Annotated in this window: 14 protein-coding genes and 1 pseudogene; 6 read left to right on the plus strand and 9 right to left on the minus strand. The window is 42.5% G+C overall.

From position 1 onward, the window contains the following. Positions 1–269: 269 nt before the first annotated feature. Both NSTC731_RS06225 and NSTC731_RS06230 read right to left on the minus strand, forming a co-directional pair. Positions 270–1601 (minus strand): serpin family protein, encoded by a 1332-nt coding sequence (locus NSTC731_RS06225; protein ID WP_445630045.1) that lies wholly within the window; start codon positions 1599–1601, stop codon positions 270–272. A gap of 524 nt (positions 1602–2125) precedes the next feature. Further along, positions 2126–3721 carry a S8 family serine peptidase gene (locus tag NSTC731_RS06230; RefSeq protein ID WP_445630046.1) on the minus strand — a complete coding sequence of 532 codons (1596 nt, stop codon included), beginning with the start codon at positions 3719–3721 and terminating at the stop codon, positions 2126–2128. 231 nt (positions 3722–3952) lie between these two features. Here NSTC731_RS06230 and rpe point away from each other — a divergent pair, with 231 nt between their 5' ends. Next, positions 3953–4660 (plus strand): ribulose-phosphate 3-epimerase, encoded by a 708-nt coding sequence (gene rpe, locus NSTC731_RS06235; protein ID WP_322684187.1) that lies wholly within the window; start codon positions 3953–3955, stop codon positions 4658–4660. 1206 nt (positions 4661–5866) lie between these two features. Here the strand turns inward: rpe and NSTC731_RS06240 are convergent. The 3 genes from NSTC731_RS06240 to NSTC731_RS06250 all read right to left on the minus strand — a co-directional run bounded on the left by NSTC731_RS06240 (position 5867) and on the right by NSTC731_RS06250 (position 10554). Beyond that, positions 5867–6214 carry a HetP family heterocyst commitment protein gene (locus NSTC731_RS06240; RefSeq protein ID WP_445632030.1) on the minus strand — a complete coding sequence of 116 codons (348 nt, stop codon included), beginning with the start codon at positions 6212–6214 and terminating at the stop codon, positions 5867–5869. Between the two features lie 1260 nt (positions 6215–7474). Further along, positions 7475–7597 carry a hypothetical protein gene (locus NSTC731_RS06245; protein WP_445630047.1) on the minus strand — a complete coding sequence of 41 codons (123 nt, stop codon included), beginning with the start codon at positions 7595–7597 and terminating at the stop codon, positions 7475–7477. Positions 7598–8124: 527 nt separating this feature from the next. Beyond that, entirely contained in the window at positions 8125–10554 is a 2430-nt protein-coding gene (locus NSTC731_RS06250) for a GH116 family glycosyl hydrolase (RefSeq protein WP_445630048.1), read from the minus strand. 589 nt (positions 10555–11143) lie between these two features. Between NSTC731_RS06250 and NSTC731_RS06255 the strand changes: the two genes are divergently transcribed. Further along, a complete protein-coding gene (locus tag NSTC731_RS06255) occupies positions 11144–14335 on the plus strand; it encodes an nSTAND1 domain-containing NTPase (protein WP_445630049.1) in 3192 nt (1063 codons plus the stop codon). 288 nt (positions 14336–14623) lie between these two features. After that, a pseudogene (locus NSTC731_RS06260) lies at positions 14624–15096 on the plus strand (hypothetical protein). A 276-nt stretch (positions 15097–15372) separates the two neighbouring features. On the opposite strand, the gene NSTC731_RS06265 reads toward NSTC731_RS06260, so the two are convergent. Next, positions 15373–15750, minus strand: a complete 378-nt coding sequence (locus tag NSTC731_RS06265) for a CU044_2847 family protein (RefSeq protein WP_322668253.1) — start codon at positions 15748–15750, stop codon at positions 15373–15375. A 67-nt stretch (positions 15751–15817) separates the two neighbouring features. On the opposite strand from NSTC731_RS06265, the gene NSTC731_RS06270 reads away from it, so the two are divergent. The 3 genes from NSTC731_RS06270 (at position 15818) to NSTC731_RS06280 (ending at position 22371) form a co-directional block, all read left to right on the plus strand. Further along, positions 15818–20008, plus strand: a complete 4191-nt coding sequence (locus NSTC731_RS06270) for an nSTAND1 domain-containing NTPase (RefSeq protein ID WP_445630050.1) — start codon at positions 15818–15820, stop codon at positions 20006–20008. 376 nt (positions 20009–20384) lie between these two features. Next, complete coding sequence (locus NSTC731_RS06275; protein WP_445630051.1) at positions 20385–20789, plus strand: DUF4112 domain-containing protein; 405 nt, start codon at positions 20385–20387, stop codon at positions 20787–20789. Positions 20790–21165: 376 nt separating this feature from the next. Then, positions 21166–22371 (plus strand): glutathione S-transferase family protein, encoded by a 1206-nt coding sequence (locus NSTC731_RS06280; RefSeq protein WP_445630052.1) that lies wholly within the window; start codon positions 21166–21168, stop codon positions 22369–22371. Positions 22372–22375: 4 nt separating this feature from the next. Here the strand turns inward: NSTC731_RS06280 and mtnB are convergent, their stop codons facing one another. The 3 genes from mtnB to NSTC731_RS06295 form a co-directional block, all read right to left on the minus strand. After that, positions 22376–23011, minus strand: coding sequence for a methylthioribulose 1-phosphate dehydratase (mtnB, locus tag NSTC731_RS06285; RefSeq protein ID WP_445630053.1), 636 nt, complete (start codon positions 23009–23011; stop codon positions 22376–22378). Then, positions 23002–23631 carry an HAD-IB family phosphatase gene (locus tag NSTC731_RS06290; protein ID WP_445630054.1) on the minus strand — a complete coding sequence of 210 codons (630 nt, stop codon included), beginning with the start codon at positions 23629–23631 and terminating at the stop codon, positions 23002–23004. Before NSTC731_RS06290 ends, mtnB begins: the two co-directional genes overlap by 10 nt. Before the next feature lie 142 nt (positions 23632–23773). Then, entirely contained in the window at positions 23774–24328 is a 555-nt protein-coding gene (locus NSTC731_RS06295; RefSeq protein WP_445630055.1) for a 1,2-dihydroxy-3-keto-5-methylthiopentene dioxygenase, read from the minus strand. Between the last annotated feature and the right edge of the window lie 170 nt (positions 24329–24498).

The following is a 24498-nucleotide window of genomic DNA, read 5'->3' on the forward strand; positions in this document are numbered from 1 at the left end:
CGCAGATACAGTGAATGTAAACCTCGTCTAACTTGAAAACCGTAGTTTTATAAGTTGGGTACAGCGATAGCGTAACCCAACAGAAAATTTGGTGGTAATGTTGGGTTGCGTTTCACTCCACCCAACCTACAAAAATATATTTTTTAAAAAAACTCTATATTTTAACATAGATCGGGTTTAAATTAATCATTTATATTCACTGAAAATTTTATTTTTTGGAAGTTCTCTTTTAAAAAGATGAAGTCTTCACTTCAATCCCTCTTACCTCCTCATTGCGGTTCGATAATTGAACCCACAAACAAAATGTTTCCCGTCTGATTATCCCTGATGGCACAGAAGAAGGGGCGATCGACAATCATTCGGAATGGTTCTGGTTCTTGTCTTGCAGATGTTGCTACTATTCCCACTGAAGTAGCCGCAGCCGCTTCAGTGCCTTCTTCATTCACTTCAACAAAAGTTTTATGCTTAACTTGGCTAATGGCAAAATTTTTACCCATGCCAGAAAAATTGGCTTTGTTGCTGAAAGCCTCCCCCATACCTAAAGTTTTTAAAGCATCATTGAGTGTAATCTCGTAATCTGTTTTGAAGCGGGGTAGGCGAATAAACCCTTTTTGATTGTTGAACTGAGTCATCCATTTTTCCCAGTTCTCAACATTCAAGTCTTGATAAAATGCTTTGAGGTTGGAATTCTTTTTGGGTAAGAATATATAAAAACTTATCTTACCATCTTTCCCATAAGGTAAACTAACTGCCTGAAACTTTTCGCTTTCATAGTATCTATAATCACCTTCTTGTGACATCATTGGGTGTTGTTTTTGCCTGCCAGATGTGATGTAAAAAGGGTATGAAGCAGTTTCTTTCTTGTCAAATTCGTTACTCCAACTACCTTTAAAATATATGGCATTAATCAGAAATAATACCTGATTTGGTTCAATTGTTTCAACTATTTTAGTGATTTTACCGTTAGTATTTTCTTTGACCCAGTTATTGATAATGCTAGATGCGGCGGCATCTTGAAAGTTTAAATTGCTGATTTTAGCTTGATAGAAGTCCTGGGTTCTCTTGAGAAAGTCTGGCGAAAAGCTAACATTTTGATTTGCCCAAAGGGAGTTAGCAATTTTCAATTGCACTTTCGTATCCGAATTGTCTAAAAGCTGTTTTAATACCGCCGCATAAGAAGAGTTGATTTCTGGTAGATTCATCCCCTGTAATTCTAGGGTTTTTGCCATTGCTTGTTGAGTCGAGCCGCTAGCGCCGTTATAAGTCATTGCAAGAGCGATCGCAACACTCGAAGGTGAGATAAAAATATTCTTCTCACCCCGATCGTTTTTCAGAACTTCTGAAAATAGTTTGAAGCCAAACTTGTTGCTAGACTCAACAATTTTTGTATCAGTGTTGGCTGTTTTTTTTTGCAATGGAGTTTCTGGCTGAGGTAAACTAGATTGGGCAAGGGCACTTTTATTACTATCGACTTGAGAACACCCTAATACACTGAATAGAACAACGCTTGCAGCTGCCAAAGCATAACGTCTGCCTAGACTAACACCGTAACGTCTTTGCAGGAAATTTTCTTTTGCATCACTCAATTTATGGCGATTCATTCTGCTACCTCACTTGCCAAAGATTCCCGATTTGTGCTCAGAGTTGACGCAGATACTGTGTCAATGATTAACTATTGCATTTACTCCAATAGAAAAATGGGACTGTTACAGTTTTCGTAACAGCAAATTAGTAGCTCAAAGTAATTAAACAGAACTTGTGGAGTTGCTAATTCTTGATTGAGACGGCTATACAGACGACTTATAAAAAATTTTGATTTCTAAAAATTTTTATCTTTACGTATAAACGTATTGTAAGCTACGCGCTCGAAAAATCAGCACTTCTGTGAGGTTTTTATAGATCGAATCAAATTTATCAGAGGCTGAAAATCTCGTTCCCATACGCAGCATGGGAACGAGAAAAACGCTGTAATTTTACACAGATATTTGTTAACCTATTTCAATAGACCTCTTGGCATTTGTGCTTTTTGCACTCTTGGGGAAAAGGTTTTGGTTAAAGGGTAAAGGGACTTTTGCAGAACCTTTTACCCTTCCCCTTTACCCTTTTCCCGACTTATGCAATAAGTCTAATTAATCGGTACACTCCACCAAGCTAAACTGTAGGGTTGAGTAGCATCATTGAGCTTTTGACGAAACTGGACGCGGATTTTGTAATTGCCAGTAGCAGTAACGGGGCAGAAAATATGTTCTACACTATCAATTTGGCTGATTGAGGAGCAAACAGCACCAGCATCTGAATTTTGAGCATCAGCTTTTACTAAGTATAGGTCGAGATTATTTAAGCCACGATCGCGAAAATTTTCGCCTACATCATATTGCTGGTTTTTATTTTTATCGTTGAGTTCTACTAATCGATCCCAAGTCAGGGTGACAGCAACAAAACTTCCCTGCTTTAACGGTTTTGCTAATATATAGTCAACAGATGCTCCAACATCAACTGTGCGATAATCCCAACCAATAGCCGGTACCGCAGCTGATGCTTGCCATTGACCAGCACTAAATTGCTGATAAGCGCGAAACGCGTTCAAATGACCCGCTCCCATTTGGGCATCCAAAGGAATTTTTGGATCTTTATAAGCATCAGAATCTAGCCAGTTTTGATTTTGTTTATCAATTAGCGTCCGAGTCATTCCCAACTTTAAGCCATCGCCGCTATCTAGAAGTTTATCTGCTGAATTCAGCAATATAGCTTTCATCACTTGATGCCGCCGAGAATCAATGCTCCAGTGGGGTTGTTTTGTTCGCATCTGTCGGTCTGCCAGTTCCTGCAACAGAGCAACGGTAGCTGTAACTTGAGGCGCCGCAAAACTTGTACCTGTAACCTTGTTCAATTTGCCATCTGGATTGAGCAAAGAAATATTATTACCAGGAGCAACTAAACTGATAGCGCGACGCCCATCAAGGTCAAATTCCTTTCCAGCTAGTCTTTGATTCACCCCTTGGTTAACACCCGCCAGATTAGCCACGTCTACTTTGTTAAAAACTCCCCCTCGGCGGGATGAAAAAGCCACATTTATTCCGTTAAAATTATCTGTAGGAATAGGAATGCCGCCTTTGCCCTGGTTGCCTGCGATCGCATACAAAACATCATGAACGCGACTAGACCAGTCAACACATAAAGTTAGTAAAGCATTGCCGTCTAAAGTAGCTTCCGGTCGAGGATCGCGGCTCAGAGGTTCCCCAAAGCTAAAGTTGATCGCACGCACATCGCCACCATTTTGGAGCGCTATGTGCTGTGCCGATAAGCACTCTTCTGGCTGACCCATGTTTTTAGTCGAACCCACTGCTGATGAATACAATCGCGCTCCCGGCGCAACTCCTGGCAAAGCTTTGTCTTGACTCACCATCACACCAGCGACATTGTAGGCGTGAGGGTCAACACCGCTATTAGACTTAGCTGGGCCATTGCGTAAGAAAACCGCTGCTAAAGATATGGCACGATTTTTAGACACCGCCTTATCCCACCCAAACATTCCCGGCCGACCAATTTCCACTTGACCAATAGCAATCTTGCGACCGATTAAATTATAAGGAGGTTTGTGTAGCTTCAAAGCATCAATACCGTTAGTTCCCAAAGCAGACTCTAAAGCCGAAGCAATTACCGGCGCACTCAGACAAGAAGTAGTTAATCCCCAAATTACCCAGGTTAGTTTTTTAGTCATTTGTTATTTGTCATTAGTCATTTGTCATTAGTCATTTGTCATTGGTCATTGGTCATTTGTCATTTGTCATTGGTCATTGGTCATTAATTATCCCTCCTCTGCTCCCCTGCTCCCCTGCTCCTCTGCTCCCCTGCTCCCCACTCCCCAAAAAGACCGGGATCAAACTTATGAGTCTTGTTCAATGTTTTGTTACAATGCGTACAGACGAGGACGCTTAAAAACCCACTAGCCATGACCCAAAACCTATCTCAAAAGCCCATTGTAATTTCTCCATCTATCCTATCAGCCGATTTTAGTCGCTTGGGTGACGAAATTCGTGCCGTAGACGCAGCTGGAGCGGATTGGATTCATGTTGATGTCATGGACGGTCGTTTTGTACCTAATATTACGATAGGCCCTCTGATTGTGGAGGCGATTCGTCCGGTTACGACCAAGCCCTTGGATGTCCATTTGATGATTGTGGAGCCAGAAAAGTATGTAGAGGGATTTGCTAAGGCGGGTGCTGATATTATCTCCGTACACTGCGAGCATAATGCTTCTCCACACCTGCACCGCACCTTGGGGCAAATTAAAGAGCTTGGTAAGAAAGCTGGTGTTGTACTTAATCCTGGTAGCCCTCTAGAGCTAATTGAATACGTTCTAGATTTGTGCGATTTAGTACTAATTATGAGCGTCAACCCTGGTTTTGGTGGTCAAAGCTTTATCCCTGGTGTGTTACCCAAAATCCGCAAGCTACGCCAAATGTGTGATGAACGTGGTCTCGATCCCTGGATTGAAGTGGATGGGGGGCTGAAGGCAAATAATACCTGGCAAGTTTTGGAAGCGGGAGCCAATGCGATCGTCGCCGGTTCAGCTGTGTTTAATGCTAAAGATTATGCTGAGGCTATTACAGCAATTCGCAACAGCAAGAGTCCTACTCCAGAATTAGCTAAGGTTTAATTCTTTTTTGAATTAACCAATCATTAAATATGGAAGTGAAAAAGAATGTAGAGACATAGCGGTACTACGTCTCTACAAGACTTCTAGATTAATTTCACCAGATATCTATTATCCACAAAAAATAAGGTGGGCAATTTGCCTACCTTATTTCTTTTTATATACAGATAAAAAACTGGAAGCTATTTAAGTTTTGAACTTCCAGTAGTGTTATATAAATTGAAAGTTTATAAACCAAAGATAATCCCGGTTGGGAGGACTAGGATTACAATAGTCGAAAGAGAAGCGTATGAGCTACTAGTTCTACCAGCCAAGGACAACAATTTCACCGTAACTTTTCTATTTCCGTTCCTGAAATTGATGTTAAGCGTTTGCAATATTTAACTAAAGCAACACCAACCACAGGATAGAAAGTTTGATCGGCATTACTCGCACCGTCTGCAGTCAGTGAAAGCTGTGTAAAATTTGGCTTGGGGGAATCTACCTCCTCAAATTCTTTTTGCTCAAACTTCCTCAGAAAAAGAACCACCAGTAGCAACGGTTGGATTATTGGTCTTGGTCTAAGAGTTATTTACTCCATCAAATTCTGATTACTTTTGTAATCAGTTTGATTGATTTCATAGTTAGAACTAATCGTTGATTTTATTTTTTAAATTAACTTGCTTGGCAAATCACCTCTATTTTGGTTGAAGTTGTATTTGTTATTAGTTTACCAATATCATTAGTATATATTTGCCATTTTGGCAGATTTTTGCCAAATTTATGAAATTAATGACTGCGATAGAAAACCTGCTATGCTATAAATTTTAAATTAGCATCGCAGGCTTTCAGATAATCAATCAACTTTAGAGCAGAATCTATTGATTCCAAATACTTTTTAATTGAATCCACAGGATTTCAAGGAAACGTCTTGAACATTTTCTGGTTTTAATGGCGATTTGCTTGATTGATGTTCGTTAATTTGCTGTGTCAATCTCTGGTCTAAACTCCCACCAAGGATTTATCAAAAAAGTTCGGTTTAAAACCTCGCCCTCGTAGGCGAAAAAATCCTTGTCTCACTCGGTAGGTGGAAACCCCACTCATATTGTGGGTGGCTGTATTTAATGCGTGAATTTTGTTAGCGCCGGCGGGAAGCAAGCGAGTCCGCGTACCCTAACAGGGAAGCAAGCTACGCGCAGCATTTCGTAGAAAGCGTCATTTTGAATTGATTCATGCTTTTTGTTTTCTAACTACTTCTAGATAAGCTAAGTCTTTAATTTTGCTTAAGCAGCTTGATGACGCATGATTCTCAGACTGAGAATCATGAGCGTGTTTCAGCATTTTTAGATTTTCAGTTTGCTGTTGTTTTGTCCTATCAGCTTGAGAATTTTCTTTGAGCAATCGATTGTAGGTGCGATATGGAATGTAATGGAGAGGATTATAACCACCAAATCGCAGCATTAAAACACATGCCCAGGAATACTTTCCAGCAAGAATTGCCTCAACTACTTTGTCAAATTGTTGAGCTTTTACTGTCTTATCTAAGTTACTACTAATACCAGCAATGTCTTGATTCATCATAGTTTTAGTTATCCTGGATGAAGTAAAGTATTTTCTTTTTTTGCGATTGTTGGTGTTTCAATTGAGGCGTACAGACTGCACTAGCCTTGTTGAAAAGGTTGAATTGCTTGTGGCCAATTATTAGCACTAGAGCGGTGTGAGATGTTTACAAGAGATAAAAATCCATAAGTAAATGATTTTTCTTGGTTCACACGCTTATATTTCTTACTACTGTTTAATTAGGCAATTTCCGGGAAGTTTGCATATTTTTTTAGACTAACAAAAAAAATATATTATCTTTGAGCGGTATTAGCACCATTCGTATTTATACTATTTTTTGTCGTTCATGTCATCTGCTAATTTAGTCTATTGTTAGGTTAAATTTACTGAATGTATTTAGATACTTACTTGTGGATTGTGCAGCTTTTAGTTTTGTCCCCTTTGGCTAATTTTTGAGGGGTGTTACCCCTCACCCGATATCATTTTAAAACCTTTATTATTATCGAGTAACTAAAAAATAGTACCATTAACTAGAATGTAAAACAACTAGATAAAAATATTAGTAAATCGGTGATAAAACTATTGCTAGCCATAGTATTGAACCTATTTTTCAATAAGTTCATTTGGACAATAAGACTTATTAACCTTGTCTTTATTGGTTGGCAAAAGCTACAGCTTTAGCGTATCTAAATAAAATTGTTGTCAATCGATCGGGAATATTTCATAATGCTTGGATAAGAATCATAAACTAGCCCATACTTCAAAGATAAGTTTTGGCTAATAATATATATAGATAATTCTAATGCTCGTTAGCGGAGTTAATAAAAACATCCGCAGGTGGATACCTTTATAAAAAAATATTATTCTAAGTTTGTACAATATTAGCGAATTTGAGAATAGAGATAAAGCTAATTAACAAAGAATATTATGAACTTGATTTAGCAGTGATTTCTCTAATGTCTAAATATCTATAAAAATCTGCTTTGATTCGGAGAAATTATTTGCGTAGAGAGAGACCAGGGAACGGGGAACAGGGAAGAAAGAATAAAAGTATACTGAGTTTCTTTCAAAAATCAAATGCGAGTCTTGTAGCAGATTTAAAAAATTGAGATTACAAATGTAGTAACAATTGGGCTAAATGGCGTACAAGATCAAAAATCAATATGCGATCGCCTTTATCTCTCCAGACAACTACACAATGAATTACTTGACAACGAGCTATCCAAGGGTTATAGTATGAGTCCAGCTTACTTAAAACTAGTCCTTACTGATAACGCTTCACATCCTGCAAGTTTGGGCTGCTTCTAGTAAAGGCTGGTGAAATGCACCTGTAAGATTTACTGGCGTTAAGTTACGCAAGCTGTAGGGATTTAAGCGTATGCACCAGTGCTGGCTAATCATTGCCAAACACGAAGCGCTACAATCCGATCAACTTTGCTGTTGAGTAAAGTAATAGGCACGTCATAACCTAGCTTTTGATTGCGAACGTAATCTAGGAACTATCAGCAATATTTATAGCTAAAGCTAGTAATATTTGCATTTTTTGAAACATTAGGCTTATAATTCTCAATGCTTCAACTCTTACCATTACTGAAATTTTCCTTCGCTTCCGGAAACACTCGGAAAATAAAATCGCAAATCTAAATTTTACTTTTCCAAATGAAGGCAAGTTAAATTCTGTAGGGACGCACATCTGTCATAGGTGTCAACTTAAGGTAGAAGTTATTTAAGAGTAAGGGTTCTATGCCCTCATCCCCTAACCCCTTCTCCCAATATGGGAGAAGGGGAACTGGAGAATTTGCTTCCTTTTGCTAATTTTGGGAGAGGGACTGGGGACAAAACTTATACAGTCAGAAGATTTCAGCTTAAGTTGACACCAATGACATCTACGTGTGTTGTATCAAAACGAGAACCGCTTTGATAGTCAATCAATTAATCACTAAGTAAATCCCCCAAATCGCCATTGGCCGCAGGTAAGTGCTAGCGCGGAAAGTACCAGTTGCGGTGATAGCTTCTGGCGTGCGAAATTGTAGACCATTTTCATAAATTTGCTGCACCACAGCTTGCGTCAACCTCAACGCTTCATCTTTCATTCCCATTTGCACGAGAAAAGCCGCCAGCCCAAAGTTTATCCCCGTCCAAACTTCTAAAGGATGAGTAGCTTGGGGATTTTCTGGCGAGCCATCACGACGAACACCATTAGCAGCACCAAATTCACCATTACAGAATTTCAAAAAGCAAGCGTCATAAACGGTTTTCAGCGCCGAAAGGGCGCGATCGCTTGGTACAATATCAGGTAAGTCCAGCAGACGTGCATAAAACTGTCCGCACAATTGATCTGCCATCACTACATCGGAACCACTTTTACTATCAAGTCGGTAATATTCCCCATTCCAGAGTTTTTCTTGGTAAATAGGCAGAGATTGTTGTAACCAACTTTCATAAGTGGATTTTTGCGCTGCCAACTCCGTTGTGTTACTTGTCTGGTAAGTTAATAAAATATCGCTGATGGCGATCGCAGCTTCTAGTGCCGCTAACCACAACCCACCACAATAAGCGCTAACACCTTGTAATCGCCAATCATCAAAAGTTTGATCGGGTGCGCCAGAATTTTCCGGAATCCCATCGCCGTCGAGGTCAAAAGTTTTCAGGTAGTCGAGGGTTTGAACGATCGCATCCCAGCAATCTGCTAAGAATTCTACATCATCAGCACCCGTGAGCAGAAAATCACGGTATACTTGCAAGACAAAATCACTACCCAAATCTTTCCATAAATTACAGTCTTGATAGCTGGTGTAGTTGGTTTTCTCCCATACGTGTTCGTTCGGTGCGCCTAAATCGTGGGGTGTTGCACCTGCAACTTTGCGAACTGCAATCGGGCTTTCGGCCTTAATTGTCATGTAATAGCCAATGATTCGGGGAGTATCATCACCTTGAGGAATCGCCCGTGCAAATGCCCGAATCACCGACTTTTCTAATTCTGGAAACAGCATCAGCAGGGCAAAAGAGCCATACAACCGCACATCTAGACTTTCATACCAACGGTAATCTAGGCACTCCAGCACCGCAAACTGACCGATGGGGTCAAGTTCTGATGCTGCACTCCAGAGAGTTCCGCCGCTGGTGAGGTCATAAAGCTCATTAAATAGAGCCATTTTAAACCACTTGGGTAAATCTTCCCGGTCGAGAATGGGTTTTTGCCAACTTTGAATTTGCGATCGCCAGGTTTGGTATTCTTGTAAGGCAGTGGATGCGATCGCCCAGGCATTGTTGCCATTTTTACCAAAAAAATCTGTATATCTGCGGTAATAGTTGACTCCAGCCGCAAATTCTGTTATCGGCAAATCCCAAGCGACGACAAAAGGAATTTCCAGAGTTTCACCTGGTTGGAGAGTGAAACGGATTGCGATGCCTGCGGCCGGCGTAGCCATCGCAGCCCCGATTTGTGTATTCTCTGTTGCTGGAGTAGTATCAACATAATTGGGCAAAGAGCCATCTTGGGCAAAGCTTTGCCATACCTCATCACCCGTACCTTCAGGATTCCAGCGGCTATGATGAAATATTTCCACTTGGGGATGTTTCAGCGTCGCAATACACCAAGTTCCGTCACCTTCTTGCAAAGGTTCATTACTACCAACCCGACCTAAAACACAGCCAAACTGTTGTTTATTTTCAACTATCTGGTTGTAGTTTCCTTGACTTTCGCCCCAGCGTGGTTGGTATTCGTAAACCGGACTCCCATCATCGCGCACGCGCACTTCGGGAGATTTGAGAGCGTTTGTAAACCAGCCCACCATATTTTGCCAAGTGAGCATAATGCTGAGAGTAATCGGTGTATCTGTAGGGTTTTGGGCATTCCAGACAAATATTGCCACAGGGTAGCTAGTTTCTTGGTAATTACCTGCCCACACTGGGGAAAATTGCTCACAAGTCAACTGTGTTTGAAATACATTTTTGTATACAAACCAGCTACGTGGATATAGCGCGTGATAATCGCCCGTTCCCTCTGTGTCGGGAGGTGTCGGATACCATTGCCATGCTTTGAGAGTGCCATCATCGGGCGCCTGGGTAGACAAAGCGTAGGCTTGGGAAGATGTGCTATTGGATTCAAACACACTGAACTGACAAGCGGGAACGTTTTTGAAGGTATGCTCGCCGCCGTCGATGTGCCACAAGTTAAAGTCTCCTCGTGAAGAACGACCGATGCAACCTGCACCAAAGCCGCCTAAAGGCATACCATGCCAAGGGCCATCATCAATATTACTTGCATAGCGGACTGTATAAGGTTTATCCCAGTCTAAGCCGATGGGACGGCTCCAAGTGCAAGAGGGAATTTTCAAAGAGAGTTGATTTGTCATCGCCTAATGTTACAGCGTGCAGTTACGTCAATAGACCTCTTGCAAAAGTTACTTTTGCACTCTTGCGGGAAAAGGGGAAAGGTCAAAGGGGAAAGGTTTTTTTATTCCTTTTCCCTTTCCCCCTTACCCTTTTCCCTACTTCTGCAAGAAGTCTAATGAAGACTAGCGCGATGTGAGATTTTTCTCAAGGTAGTAGCACGGTAATGCCCATTGGTATCCAAAACTTCTCGCTTTGTGCATTTTTTATTCAGAATCGGGTTTTGGGAAAAGGTTAAGGGGTAAGGGTTAAAGGTTTTTTCTTTTCCTTTTCCCTTTAACCGAGAAGTATTACATTGGTGTCAACTTCAGCTGAAATTTTCTAACTAGTCGTAGCCCGCCCTTAGACATCGCTCCCGTAATTACTACTGAACTACAACGTATAGAGCTTATCCCAGTCACTAAGACTTTAATATTGTGCTTTTACTGCCTGTTACTCAACTGCTACTTGAACTTGAAATCTAGAGTTTTTAACTCTAGTGGGTAAATAACTCGTTAATTTGGGTATTTTAAAGCACAGAGGTAATTTTCTCAATAGTTTTAACAAAACAAGATGACACAATACGCCCTTGTAGTTGAAATTGCTCACAATGACAACAGTTTCGGCAGCCTGACTAAACCTATTGATGATGCAGAGGCTGTGGTTAACACAGAAAAATTTTTGCTGGTGGTAGATGAGTTTGAGAAAGTATTTACAGTTTGTATAGATAAGGAAGAACGGCAGAGATTTATTGAACTACTGACTGCGGTAGTAGAAATTCATGATTCGCGGTTAGCTGTTGTAATTACTATGCGAGGTGATTTTCTTCAATCCTGTTTAGATAATCCTTCTCTGACTCACCTGATTCAAACCCCAGTAGTTGTTATACCGCCTTTAACTGGAGTTGATTTCAAGGAGACAATCGCCAAACCTGCCCAGCTTCAGGTTCATAGTGTTGAAGAAGCAGGAGCATTAAAAATTCTCCAAAATCTTCAACAAGAACCAGGGAGTTTGCCATTGTTAGAGTTTGCCTTAACTAAACTCTGGGAGAAACGCAAGCAAAAGAAATATCAACTTACCCAAGAAGAGTATGAGAACTTGGGAGGATTAACTGCGGTGTTAAATCTCCATGCAGAAAATGTTTATCACTACCAAGATTATCAGAAAGAATATCCAACTCAAGAACGCACTCAGCAAGAAAAGGAATGGATGAAGCAGATTTTTCTGCGGTTAGTGGGAACAGGAGAGGGAGAAAAGGATACCCGACAGCGCCAACCAAAAGCCACATTATTAAATATTGCAGGTGATGATGCTAATCAACGGCAACAACTTAGTGAGTTGCTAGATGGTGAAACAGGATTGGTTAAGGGACGCTTATTAGTTTCTAAGAAAGATGAAAAAGGAGAAATCTGGATTAATTTAGCTCATGAAGCTTTAATTGAAAGTTGGCAGCAGTTTGTGCAGTGGCGACAACAAGACCGAGACTTGCGACCGTTGAGCGAGTCATTAGAAAATACCCGACGGGAATGGTTGAACGAAAGGCCGGATGACAAGTATTTAATCCAAAAGGGATTGCTGGCCCAAGTGAGAGATAGCTGGCAACAATTACAGGCCGATTTGCAATCACCCCAACAAGATGAGGATTTTTACCAGCGTAGCGATGCTGACGACAAAGACCGGATTGCCGAGATGGAAAGGGCGCTTACTGAATCCAAGTTGCGAGAAAAAGCGGCTAGAGTAGACGATTTATTGCCCTTACAACCCCTAGATAGTCTAGTTTTGGCAATTCAAGCTATGGGGGAAAATCAAGAGAAACTACCCCAGCAGATTCTTGCATCAGTTCAGAACAGTTTGAATCGGGTAGTAAATAAAGCAAGAGTCTTGATTCCCTTCTGTGGTCATGAAGGTAATGTCTTTTCTGTCGCTATCAGCGCTGATGGGCAGACGATTGTCAGTGGTGGTGCTGACGGCACTGTACGGTTGTGGAACCACCAAGGTCTTTCCTTAGCTGAACCTTTGCGTGGTCATCAGGGTAATGTCAATTCTGTCGCTATTAGCGCCGATGGGCAGACGATTGTCAGTGGCGGTGCTGACGGTACTGTACGGTTGTGGAATTACCAAGGTCTTGCCTTAGCTGAACCTTTGCGTGGTCATCGGGGTAATGTCAATTCTGTCGCTATTAGCGCCGATGGGCAGACGATTATCAGTGGCGGTGCCGATGGTATGGTACGGTTGTGGAATTACCAAGGTATTGCCTTAGCTGAACCTTTGCGTGGTCATCGGGGTAATGTCTCTTCTGTCGCCATCAGTGCCGATGGACAGACGATTGTCACTGGCGGTGCTGACGGCACTGTGCGAGTGTGTAACCGCCAAGGCCTTCCCTTAGCTAAACCATTGTGTGGGGATAAAAATGATGTCTCTTCTGTCGCCATCAGTGCCGATGGGCAGACGATTGCCAGTGGTGGTGCTGATGGTATGGTGCGGTTGTGGAATTACCAAGGTCTTCTCTTGGCTGAACCTTTGTATGGTCATGAGGGGAATGTGAGGTCTGTAGCCATCAGCGCCAATGGACAGACGATTGTCAGTGGCGGCGCTGATGGTACGGTAAGGTTGTGGAATCGCCAAGGTCTTTCCTTAGCTGAACCTTTGCGTGGTCATGAGGGGAATGTGAGGTCTGTGGCCATCAGCACCGATGGGCAGACGATTGTCAGTGGCAGTGATGGCGGCACTGTGCGGTTATGGAATCGCCAAGGTATTGCCTTAGCTGAACCTTTGCGCGGTCATGAAGGCAATGTTAGGTCTGTCGCTATCAGCACTCATCGTCAAACCATTGTTAGTGGTAGTACTGACGGCACGGTGCGGTTTTGGAACCACCAAGGTCTTCCCTTGGCGAAACCTTTGCGCGGTCATAAGGGTTGGGTTTATTCTGTTGCCATTAGCATCGATGGTCAGACGATTGTCAGTGGCGGTACTGACGGTACGGTGCAGTTGTGGAATCACCAAGGTCTTGCCTTAACTGAACCTTTGCACGGTCATCAGGGTTGGGTCTATTCTGTCGCCATTAGCACCGATGGTCAGACGATTGTTAGCGGTGGTAGTGACGGTACGGTGCGTTTGTGGAACCTGCAAGGTCTTGCCTTAGCTGAACCTTTGTATGGTCATCAGGGTTATGTCAATTCTGTCGCCATCAGTGCCGATGGGCAGACGATTGTTAGTGGCGGTGATGACGGCACTGTGCGGTTGTGGAATCGTCAGGGTCTTGCCTTAGCTGAACCTTGGCACGGTCATCAGGGTTTTGTCAATTCTGTTGCCATTAGCGCTGATGGGCAAACGATTGTTAGTGGTGGTACTGATGGCGCTGTGCGGTTGTGGAATCTGCAAGGTCTTCCCTTGGCTGAACCTTTGCGCGGTCATAAAGGCTGGGTTTATTCTGTCGCCATTAGCGCCGATGGGCAAACGATTATTAGTGGCGGTGATGACGGCACTGTGCGGTTGTGGAACCTGCAAGGTCTTCCCTTGGCTGAACCTTTACGCGGTCATGAAGGTTGGGTTTATTCTGTCGCCATTAGCACCGATGGGCAAACGATTGTTAGCGGCGGTGAAGATGGCACTGTGCGGTTGTGGCGCGGTGACTGGCGTGCATGGTTGCAAGTTTGTTGTGACAGGTTACGTTACCATCCCGTCTTCACCAATCCGCAAACAGAGGAGGCAAAAGCCGCTTGTGAAACCTGCCAAAAATATGTTTGGAGTAAAGTCAGTGGGTAACAACACAGTATTACTGTGCCTCTAAGAAGGTTTGTATTAAACTCAATTGCAAACGGCTATCAAGCAACACATCCTTGGGTAAAGACGCGATAAATCGCGTCTCTACAAGTGGTCTATTTGTCGCATTCTTTTTTCAAATTGGTATAAATTATGGTGAGCTAAAGGCTTAGGCGTAACCCGCACTTTGACAAAGCTCACCTTTTGTCTTTGGAATTTTTATTGGTGTTATTGAAATTATGATATATTTAAGCACTTTAAAACTAAACAAAATACTGTAGACTAATTTCTATGTCCACAGCCCCAATTAGTGCAACACTAGCGCAATCAGATAGAGATGCTGTGTTGCAAGCGATCGCTACAATTAAAGAAAAGCTACCATTTTTGATTGATTTAAGTAACGAGGAGCGGAAAGCTTTACCCAAGATGGGAGATAAAAGCCGCGCTTTTGTAAGCATTGCATTAGAAGTGGCGACACAGAACCCAGAGTTTTTACCGCGATCGTTTGACCTTAATGAGATACGAAAGACGTACAATTATTTGAAGCTTTGTATCCAGTAGTGCTGTCTTTGTCACAATTACAAGAGTTGCTGGACGATACATCTATAGCAGTGGGTAGTGAAGCTTATGCAGCCGCGTTGCAGGTATATAACTATGCCAAAGCTAGTGGACAAGGCGCTGGTTTAAATGGAGTAGTTGAGGAAATGGGGCAAAGGTTCGCCCGTAAATCTCGGAAATCCAAGCCTCAAGCCGCAGCGTTGTAGAAAATAGCTCGGCGATATCGCACTTCTAAGGTGCAATGTTGAGGCTAAGAACTCGGATGTTGGAGTAAAGTGCTCGGTGTTCCGAGTTCTGAACTCGAAGTTTCAACCTCAGAACATGGAAGTTCGAGATAAGAACACGAAACTTGAAGCTATGAACAGCAATGTCCGAGATCCAAAGGTGAATCAAAAGCGTAGACGTAGCCCATCAAAAACATCGCTTTCATAAATTCATAGCAGAGTTGAAGGTACAAAGCTTATCCTTGGCAAAGCAAAACCTTAAGTGCTGGAATTTTGCTTATTTTCAGGAAACTTACACTTCACCTCAATTTCAAAATTACTCTCCGCCGAACCTTCAGTTACGAAGGGGATACCAGTTTTTCCGCCTATCTTCAAGCCAAACTTCAGAGTTACCTCTTCGACTTCAGCAGCACCTAAATTTTTAAAAGCGCCAATGGCATATTTGGTATAAGCTCGAATTTGATGGTGAACTTCCTCAATCTTGACAAATGCCTCTTCCCGAAAACCGTAGGATTCTTTCTCCTCATCAACTTCCGGTGTGACAACTTCTGGTATATTTGGCGTTTCCTTTGACTCGAACAAAATGGTATAGATTTCCCCGTCTTCTTCAAAGACTAAACGTTCTATGTTCGACATCAAGCCCTCAGATTTTAGGTGTATTTAAGTTATCTTATTCTGTAACAGACAACTTAAATACGTATAGATGGCTCGTTACGCGCTTGTAGTTGGCATTACAGATTATACAAATCAGCTTTCTAATCTCACAAAACCAGTTACGGATGCCGAAGCAGTCGCGCAGGTACTAAAAGCGCATGGTGATTTTGAGGATATCGTTGTTCTCAAAGGGAAAGTTAGTACAACTAAGTTGGCTGAAGCTTTAAAAACACTTTTGCAACAACAAGCAGTTAAAAACGAAGCGCTAATTTACTTTACAGGGCATGGCATCACTGTATCTGACAGCTTAGGAACACTACAAGCATATCTAGCAACCTCTGACTTGACAATTGTCACTCAAGGCAATCAGATTATTGAGCAAACAGGTGGGATTAGTCTTTTAAGTCTCAACAATTTAATTAGAGACTCCGACTTGAGTAGTCTAGTAGTGCTGTTAGATTGCTGTCATAGCGGTGAATTTTTAGAACGCAATCTCATCGAGAAAACTCTGACTGCCTTTATTTCACAGCGCGATTACTACTTTATTGCTGCTTGCAGAGGTTTTCAACAAGCTTATGCCAAAAAAAGCGAACAACACAGTATTTTTACAACAGCTTTGTTGGCTGGTTTGTCACCAGACAACACTAACGATCGCGGACAGGTGACAGGCGATCGCCTCTTCGATATACTTGCTACAGAACTCAAAGGTAGTGGACAAGAACCAATCCGCATGGGTTGGGGGCGTTCCATTACTCTAATTAACCACAACATTCAAACCCAAGCTCAAACCTTTGAGGTAAAAGAAGAATGTCCTTACCAAGGTTTAAAAGCCTTTGAAGCGGAACAAAAACAGTTTTTCTTTGGGCGCAAGCAGGTTGTAAGAAAGATTCTGGGGAAACTGGCACAAAATCCCTTTGTTCCAATTATTGGCGCTTCCGGGAGTGGTAAATCTTCTGTGGTTCAGGCGGGTTTGATTCCAGAATTAGATCGTAGAATCTGGCAAATTTTACCGCCAATCAAGCCAGGATTTCAGCCTTTGCAGGAATTGAGAGGAGTTCTGAAAGTATTTTTTCCAGGAGCGAGAAAAGAAAAATTGCTTTGGGAGTTGATTACTAATGAAACGAATCCTTTACCTGTAATTCTGGAGCATCTCACAGGTGCAGAAAAATTTTTATTGGTAGTAGACCAGTTTGAGGAATTATTTACTGTCTCTGTTGCTGAAGAAAAGCAGAGATTTATTGAATTGCTGACTCAGGTAGTAGAGATGACCGATTCGCGGTTGTCAGTTGTGATTACCATGCGATCGGATTTTCTCGAATCATGTTCAGATTATCCGTCTTTAAATAAATTAATTGAAAATCAGCTTGTTTTGATGCCGCGGATCACTGGAGTTGATTTAAAAGAGACAATAACCGAACCTGCTAAACTTCAAGGTCATAGTGTTGAAGAAGGACTATTACTGAAAATTTTAGAAGATGTTGGTAAAGAACCGGGATACTTGCCGTTGATGGAGTTTGCTTTAACTAGACTCTGGGAAAAACGCGACCAACAAAAGCATCAACTCACCCTAGAACAGTATGAAAACTTCCAAGGATTGACAGGGGCGCTGAATTTTCATGCAGAAAATGTTTATCTTTACGAAGATTATCAACAAGATTGCCCAACTCAAGAACGAAATGAACAGGAGAAGGACTGGATTAAGCAAATTTTTCTGCGATTATTGCGAACTGGAGAGGCAGAAAAGGATACGCGACAGCGCCAACCAAAAACTGAACTGTTAGCCATTGTAGGTAATAACCAAAAACAGCAACAAGCATTAAGTGAATTGCTAGATGAAGGATTAGTGAAAGGACGTTTGCTAGTAGCTGGGAAAGATGAACAAGGAAAAGCTTGGATTGATTTAGCCCATGAAGCCTTAATTGAGGGTTGGCAGAGGTTTCAAGAGTGGCGACAACAAGACCGAGATTTGCGGCGGTTGAGCGATAGGTTAGCAGATGTATTACGCGAGTGGGTGAACAAAGGGGAGAATGAAAAATACTTAATGCAGGGGGGATTGTTAGCAGAGGTGCGCGAAAATTGGGAACAGCTAGAGTTTTTATCATCACCTCAAGCGAAGAATTTTTATCAGCGCAGTGATGCGTATGAAAAAGACCGAATTAATATTTTAGAGCGGGCACTCACCCAAGCTACTTTGCGAGAAAAAGCTACAAGGGTATTGAATTTACTACCTTTCAAACCATTAGATGGTCTAGTTTTGGCGATTCAGGCAATAGGTGAGAATCTTGACAAGATGCCAGATCAGATTCTCACCCCAGTTCAGAACAGCTTGCATAGAGTGATGGAAACAGTTAGAGTGTCCATTCCCTTCCTGGGACATGAAGGTACTGTCAATTCAGTTGCTATTAGCCCGGATAGTCAAATGATTGTCAGTGGCGGTCTTGACGGAACAGTACGCTTATGGGATGTACTAGGCAATCCTATCGGTCAACCATTTCAGGGGCATGAAGACTCCGTATATTCAGTTGCTATTAGCCCGGATGGTCAAATAATTGTCAGTGGCAGTCGGGACAAGACGGTGCGTTTGTGGGACATTCAGGGCAATCCTATCGGTCAACCCTTTTACGGGCATGAAGCTTATGTTACTGCCGTCTCTTTTAGTGCCGATAGTCAAATGATAGTCAGTGGCAGTTGGGACAAGACAGTGCGGCTATGGAATCTAATAGGCCAACCTATCGGTCAACCCTTTTACGGTCATGAAGATGTTATCTTTTCAGTTGTTTTTAGCACCAATGGTCAAATGATAGCCAGTGGCAGTTGGGACAAGACGGTGCGTTTGTGGGATATCCAAGGTCACCCTATAGGTAAACCATTTTGGGGACACGAGCATGAAGTCTATTCAGTTGCCTTTAATCACGATGGACAGAAAATTGTTAGTGGCAGTCGTGACCGAACGCTGCGGTTATGGGATTTAGCGGGTAGCCTCATCGGTCAACCGCTTAGTGGACATGAAAATTCTGTCTTATCAGTGGCCTTTAGTCCTGATGGGCAAAAGATAGTTAGTGGCAGTAGCGACAACACAGTTCGGTTGTGGGATTTAATGGGCAACCCCATCGGTCAACCGTTTAGGGAGCATAAAAATGTTGTCTGGTCAGTGGCCTTTAGTCCTGATGGGCAAAAGATAGTTAGTGGCAGTCGTGACCAAACAGTGCGGTTGTGGGATTTAACGAGCAATCCGCTTACTTACCCCTTCAAGGGGCATGAAAGTTCAGTCAATTCAGTCGCCTTTAGTCCTGATGGGCAAAAGATAGTCAGCGGCAGCAGTGACGGGATAGTGCGTTTGTGGGATATCCAGGGCAAACCTATTGGTGAACCTTTTCAGGGGCATGAATATTCTGTGCGGTCAGTCGCTATTAGCCCCGATGGGCAAAAGATAGTCACTGGGAGTGATGACGGGACAGTAAGGTTATGGGATATACAGGGTCACTCCATCGCTCAACCCTTGCGTGGTCATGAGAATGTTATCTTTTCAGTTGCTCTTAGCTGCAATGGGCAAAAGATAGTTACTGGCAGTGATGACGGGACAGTAAGGTTATGGGATATACAGGGTCACTCCATCGCTCAACTTTTACGGGTAGATGAAGGTGAACTGACCGCCATTGCCTTTAGTCCCGATGGGCAAAAGATAGGTACTGGCAGTCGTGAAGGGAAAGTGGAGTTATGGGATATCAAGGGTAACCTGCTCAGTCACTCCTTACAGGATCACGAAGGTTCTGTCACCGCCATTGCTTTTAGTCCCGATGGACAAAAGATAGTTAGTGGCAGTATTGACAACACAGTGCGGTTATGGGACTTAGCAGGTAACCCCATCAGTCAACCATTTTGGGGGCACGAGAATTATGTTTGGTCAGTCGCCTTTAGTCCTGATGGGCAGATAATTGTTAGTGGTAGCGACGATAACACATTGCAGTTATGGGATTTAGCAGGTAACCCCATTGGTCAACCGTTTAGGGGACATGAAGATTCTGTCTGGTCAGTAGCTTTTAGCCCCAATGGGCAAAAGATAGTTAGTGGCAGCGATGATGGAACAATAAGGTTGTGGCGGGGTGGTTGGCGTGCATGGTTGCAAGTCTGTTGCGACAGGTTGCGTTACCATCCCATCTTCACCAATCCGCAAACCGAGGAAGCAAAAGCCGCCTGCGAAGTCTGCCAAAAATATGTTTGGAGTAAAGTAAGCGGGTAAAAACACGGCATTGCCGTACCTCTAAGAAGGTCTGTACTCGATTCAATTGCAAACGGCTATCAAAGCAGTAAGTGTCGATTTACGCTAGCAGAAACTTGCTGTTTACCTGCACCTACGAATACACTAATACACCCTGACCTTCCTGGATTTGCAATATATCTATGCATTGGTACGAGGGGTAAAGATGACTGAGCGGCAGAGATGTTAGAGAGTATGCAAACTTATGGAGAAAACGTCTTATATCATGTCTGGCTAATTAGTTATAATGCTTTTTTAGGCAGTATTCAAGATTTTTATTCACACTTGTTATTTCTAACGGTACAAGACAAAGAACTAAAAATGGTGCAATTTAAAAGTAGTGTAAATATGGTCAATTATGGACGCTGCCAAACGCCTTGCTACTCTAAATCGCATCCGCAAACTCAGCCGTCTGATGGATACATCAATACGTATCCCTTTGACAGGTTTTCGCATTGGCATAGACCCAATCATTGGTCTAGTTCCAGGTGCTGGTGATTTAATCAGTACAGCGTTTTCAGCTTACATTATATTTTTAGCTACTCAGTTTGGCATCCCGCGTCAAGACTTAGCCAAAATGATTTTTAATGTAGGTTTGGAAACAGTCGTTGGTACTGTGCCTTTAGTAGGTGATTTGTTTGATGCTTTCTATAAGTCCAACATTCGGAATTTGGCAATTTTAGAGCAACATTTGACAGTAGTTGAACCAGAACTAAAAAAAGTGTCTGATGAACTTTACTCTCAAAAATTCAGCAAAATTTAAGTAGGAAAAGAGCGCAATTTATGGCCATAGGCATCGCCATTGCACATTTACGATGTATTTTCTAGTACATTACTAGCCAGTTGTGGTGAAGCGATGACCGAGCGCTGTGGGTGGGCTGCTGAGTTCTTCTACAGCGTTGGGTCAACAACTGGCGATTTGCGTCTGTTCTGTTGATATCTCATTTAAAGGGCAATTCAAAGACAAGTTATGCCAAATTGCCAAAACCTTTGAAGGCGGTATCGTCACTTCAACTTTTTCTTAAAGAAGAGTGGAAAGAATTGATGGGCGAACCTATCGGTTAAATTCAGCCTTGGTGTAATTGAAAATATTGTAGAGTATAGAATTGTCCTAAGTATTGCTCTACGAAACTCCCCCTATGACTACCGCACCCTTAAGCTGGGAAGAACTAGAAACCCTCACGGACTATCAAATAGATACCGTTAATGGTCCCACCAACGCTAGAGCTAGGTTGCGCTTGTTTGGTCAGCCGGAATCTGATGTGCGGGTAACGCTGTACCGCGATAACCATGCTTGGTGTCCTTACTGTCAAAAAGTTTGGTTATGGCTAGAGGAAAAACAGATCCCCTACCGCATCGAAAAAGTGACAATGTTCTGCTATGGGGAGAAAGAAAGTTGGTACAAACGTAAGGTACCATCAGGAATGCTCCCCGCGATCGAGCTAGATGGACGGGTTATTAAGGAAAGCGATGACATTTTGATCGCTTTGGAAAAGATATTTGCTCCATTGAACCAAGGGATGGAAGACCGCACGGTGCTTCCTCTACGTCAATTAGAACGACTTTTATTTAGAGCCTGGTGCGTTTGGCTATGCTCTAGAACCGATTCCTCTCAACAAGAACAACGCAACCGAGAACAATTTATCGGAGTGGTGGCTAGGGTCGAGGAGGCTCTGAGTAGCGCCCCAAGCCCTTACTTTTTAGATAGCTTCGGCATCGTCGATGTCATTTTTACGCCATATCTCGAACGGATGAATGCGAGCCTTTACTACTACAAGGGCTACTCACTGCGGGAGGAAAACCCTCGTTTAAGCGCATGGTTTGCGGCAATGGAAAGCCGACCAACCTACTGCGGTACCCAGAGCGACTTTCACACCCACGCACATGATTTGCCGCCCCAGATGGGGGGCTGTTGGGAAAACGGCGAAACCCAGATGCTTCTCAATAAAGCGCGGGTGGATAACGGCCCCTGGTTTGGACTACCAGATGTTACTTATCCAGAGCCGAAAAACTCCCGTATGGAAGCTCTTAAACGAACTATCGACCACCGGATCAATATTATCCGAGTCAACCCCTTAGATGATAAATTGTTCGATCTAGCGCTACGTTGTGCTTTAACACACATGATGACAGGGGAAGACTGTGTACCCCCATCGGGATCTGATGTCGCTCTCCGATATTTGCGCGATCGCATTAATGTACCACGAGACATGTCTATCTACGCAGCCAAGCGATTGAGGGAATCCCTAGAAAAAACCGCAGCCCTTGCAGGTGATGGGCAGCCAGCCCCCATTGCCACTAAGCATCGACGAGATCAAGACCCCTCTAACTTTGCCATCAAGTAGAATTTCAGATATTTATGCCTAAGCGAATGGCAGCAACCATGTAGCGAAAGATGTAGTCTAATAACTCAATATAATTACGAGCAGCTTCAAGAGAACAAGCCCAAACTGTCAAACCATGATCTCGAATTAGTAATGCGGATATTTGCGGTGGAGTGACGGCAAAGCGTTGTTCAATATCACCAGCAATCTGGGCAACTTGGAAATGATTAGCAAAAATTGGCACTATACAACAGGAATTTTCTTGCCAAATTCCCAAACCTTTGAGCATTTCTAGGGGTGGTAAAAGTAAACTATCATCTTCAACCAAACGAGAAACCAAATTGCTCTCAACAGAATGTATATGATAACAAGCAAGTGATTCTGGAAACAGGCGGTAAACTAATTGATGAATAGCTGTTTCAGCTGAAGGTATCACCTGGGTGGCTGATGCTTCTATTTTGCCATCTGGAGCAATCAGAACAAAATCGTTGAGTAATAACTTACCCTTAGATTTACCACTAGCTGTAATCCAAAAACTACCATCAGCTAATCGAGCCGAGAGGTTGCCGGCAGTTCCTACCATCCAACCTTGTTGGTAAAAATACCGAGCAGTGCCAATTAGTTGCAAACGAGGATCTGCTATTGTTGGGTTTAACTCCATGATTTTGCTAAATAATCGCGGATTTGAAAAAAATCATCCCAAGAAATATAGGGTTTTTGGTGTTCATCTAAATATTTTGCTAAGGGAGAGCGTGCAAAGACAACAGAAGCTTGCAATCCCATATTTAAGTCGGTGATGGAGTCACCAATCGCGATCTTTTCATCGGCTGGGTACCGATCCATAACTTGCACTTTAGCGATCAGTTCTGTATCTCCTTCGTATTCAGAATTTACTTTTAAATAAGTACTGCTAATATCGACATCTACAGCATAAATTCTCTCTATTCTATGCACTATCCCATCCAAAACGACCTCTACCATTCCCCGTAGTCCCCCAGAAATTACTATTAATGAAACTCCCTGAAACTCCAAAAAATCCAACAATTCTATAAACCCAGGACGTATTAATTGAGGTTTAGTAAATTCCAGAATTTCTGGATAACTTGCAGATGGAATTGATTGCAGAATTTCCTTGACTCCCTCTCGCAGTGTCAGCCTTTTGGCATACATTTCAGGCAGTAGTTTTGCAGAAATTACTGGTGCAAACTTTTTTAGAACCGCGACAAAAGTTTCGTCAACTGTAATAGTGCCATCAAAGTCACAAAAAACAATCCGCTTCATACTAATTTGTAATTTGTAATGTTTGATAATTTAGAATTGAGCGAAGAAAGATAGAAGGCAGAAAATATATTTTTGTCCTCTGCGGAATGGGTTTAAAGTCCCTAAATTTATTTATGGGGATTACTTTCTGCCTTCTGCCTTTTCAACTCAGCAGGGGTTGGCGGGTGCGAATTTCTTTGCCTGTATATTGGGGTATCCAACCTTCTGTGGTGATGAAATAGCGTACTGCTTTCACTCGCTTTGCTGGGGTAAGATAAAACCAATGTTCGGTTCCGGCTGGAATGTTGATATATTCTTCTGGTTGTACTGTCAGTTCTACTTGACTACCATCAGAACGTACAAAGCCAAAAATCGCTTCTCCATCAATGATGTAGCGGACTTCATCATCTGCATGGGTATGAATTTGGTCAAACTTTGCCATTGACTCATCAAGGTTAGGAATCCCTTGATGAAGGACAATCAAATCACGAGATTTATAACCGGCTGTCTGTTGTAGTTGCTCAAAGTAACTATCTATTGCTTTGAGTACTTGTTCTTTTTCATCTTCGTTGAGACTATCCTGTGCCAACAAATGTTGAAGTTGAGGGTTATCTCCTCCCGTCTGACGATTAATTTGAATATTCAGAGGGGCTAATTCCTGAGCAATGTGAATTAAATCGGTGTAGAGAGTTCCATTTTCTAGTTTGAGAATTGCCATTTTTGACCTCCAGTAAAATAGTTAGAATAAGCTTGTTGAGGCATAAGGGACTTCCAACTAAAAAAATATCCTATCGCTGTGTAAGTAGAGGAGAAGGCTTGCCGTGAGCGACTCGTGCCGACTTGTGCCGAGCAAAGTCGAGGTAGCAAAACTGAGGTAAGCCAACGGAA

Source organism: Nostoc sp. DSM 114167, from assembly GCF_052692655.1.

Excerpts from the sequence above, each read along its gene's own strand:
- NSTC731_RS06265 (WP_322668253.1), bottom strand. The coding sequence starts at position 15,750 with ATGTCGAACATAGAACGTTTAGTCTTTGAAGAAGACGGGGAAATCTAT.
- NSTC731_RS06295 (WP_445630055.1), bottom strand. The coding sequence starts at position 24,328 with ATGGCAATTCTCAAACTAGAAAATGGAACTCTCTACACCGATTTAATT.
- rpe (WP_322684187.1), top strand. The coding sequence starts at position 3,953 with ATGACCCAAAACCTATCTCAAAAGCCCATTGTAATTTCTCCATCTATC.
- NSTC731_RS06255 (WP_445630049.1), top strand. The coding sequence starts at position 11,144 with ATGACACAATACGCCCTTGTAGTTGAAATTGCTCACAATGACAACAGT.
- NSTC731_RS06250 (WP_445630048.1), bottom strand. The coding sequence starts at position 10,554 with ATGACAAATCAACTCTCTTTGAAAATTCCCTCTTGCACTTGGAGCCGT.
- NSTC731_RS06290 (WP_445630054.1), bottom strand. The coding sequence starts at position 23,631 with ATGAAGCGGATTGTTTTTTGTGACTTTGATGGCACTATTACAGTTGAC.
- NSTC731_RS06275 (WP_445630051.1), top strand. The coding sequence starts at position 20,385 with ATGGACGCTGCCAAACGCCTTGCTACTCTAAATCGCATCCGCAAACTC.
- mtnB (WP_445630053.1), bottom strand. The coding sequence starts at position 23,011 with ATGGAGTTAAACCCAACAATAGCAGATCCTCGTTTGCAACTAATTGGC.
- NSTC731_RS06240 (WP_445632030.1), bottom strand. The coding sequence starts at position 6,214 with ATGAATCAAGACATTGCTGGTATTAGTAGTAACTTAGATAAGACAGTA.
- NSTC731_RS06225 (WP_445630045.1), bottom strand. The coding sequence starts at position 1,601 with ATGAATCGCCATAAATTGAGTGATGCAAAAGAAAATTTCCTGCAAAGA.
- NSTC731_RS06270 (WP_445630050.1), top strand. The coding sequence starts at position 15,818 with ATGGCTCGTTACGCGCTTGTAGTTGGCATTACAGATTATACAAATCAG.
- NSTC731_RS06280 (WP_445630052.1), top strand. The coding sequence starts at position 21,166 with ATGACTACCGCACCCTTAAGCTGGGAAGAACTAGAAACCCTCACGGAC.
- NSTC731_RS06245 (WP_445630047.1), bottom strand. The coding sequence starts at position 7,597 with ATGATTAGCCAGCACTGGTGCATACGCTTAAATCCCTACAGCTTGCGT.
- NSTC731_RS06230 (WP_445630046.1), bottom strand. The coding sequence starts at position 3,721 with ATGACTAAAAAACTAACCTGGGTAATTTGGGGATTAACTACTTCTTGT.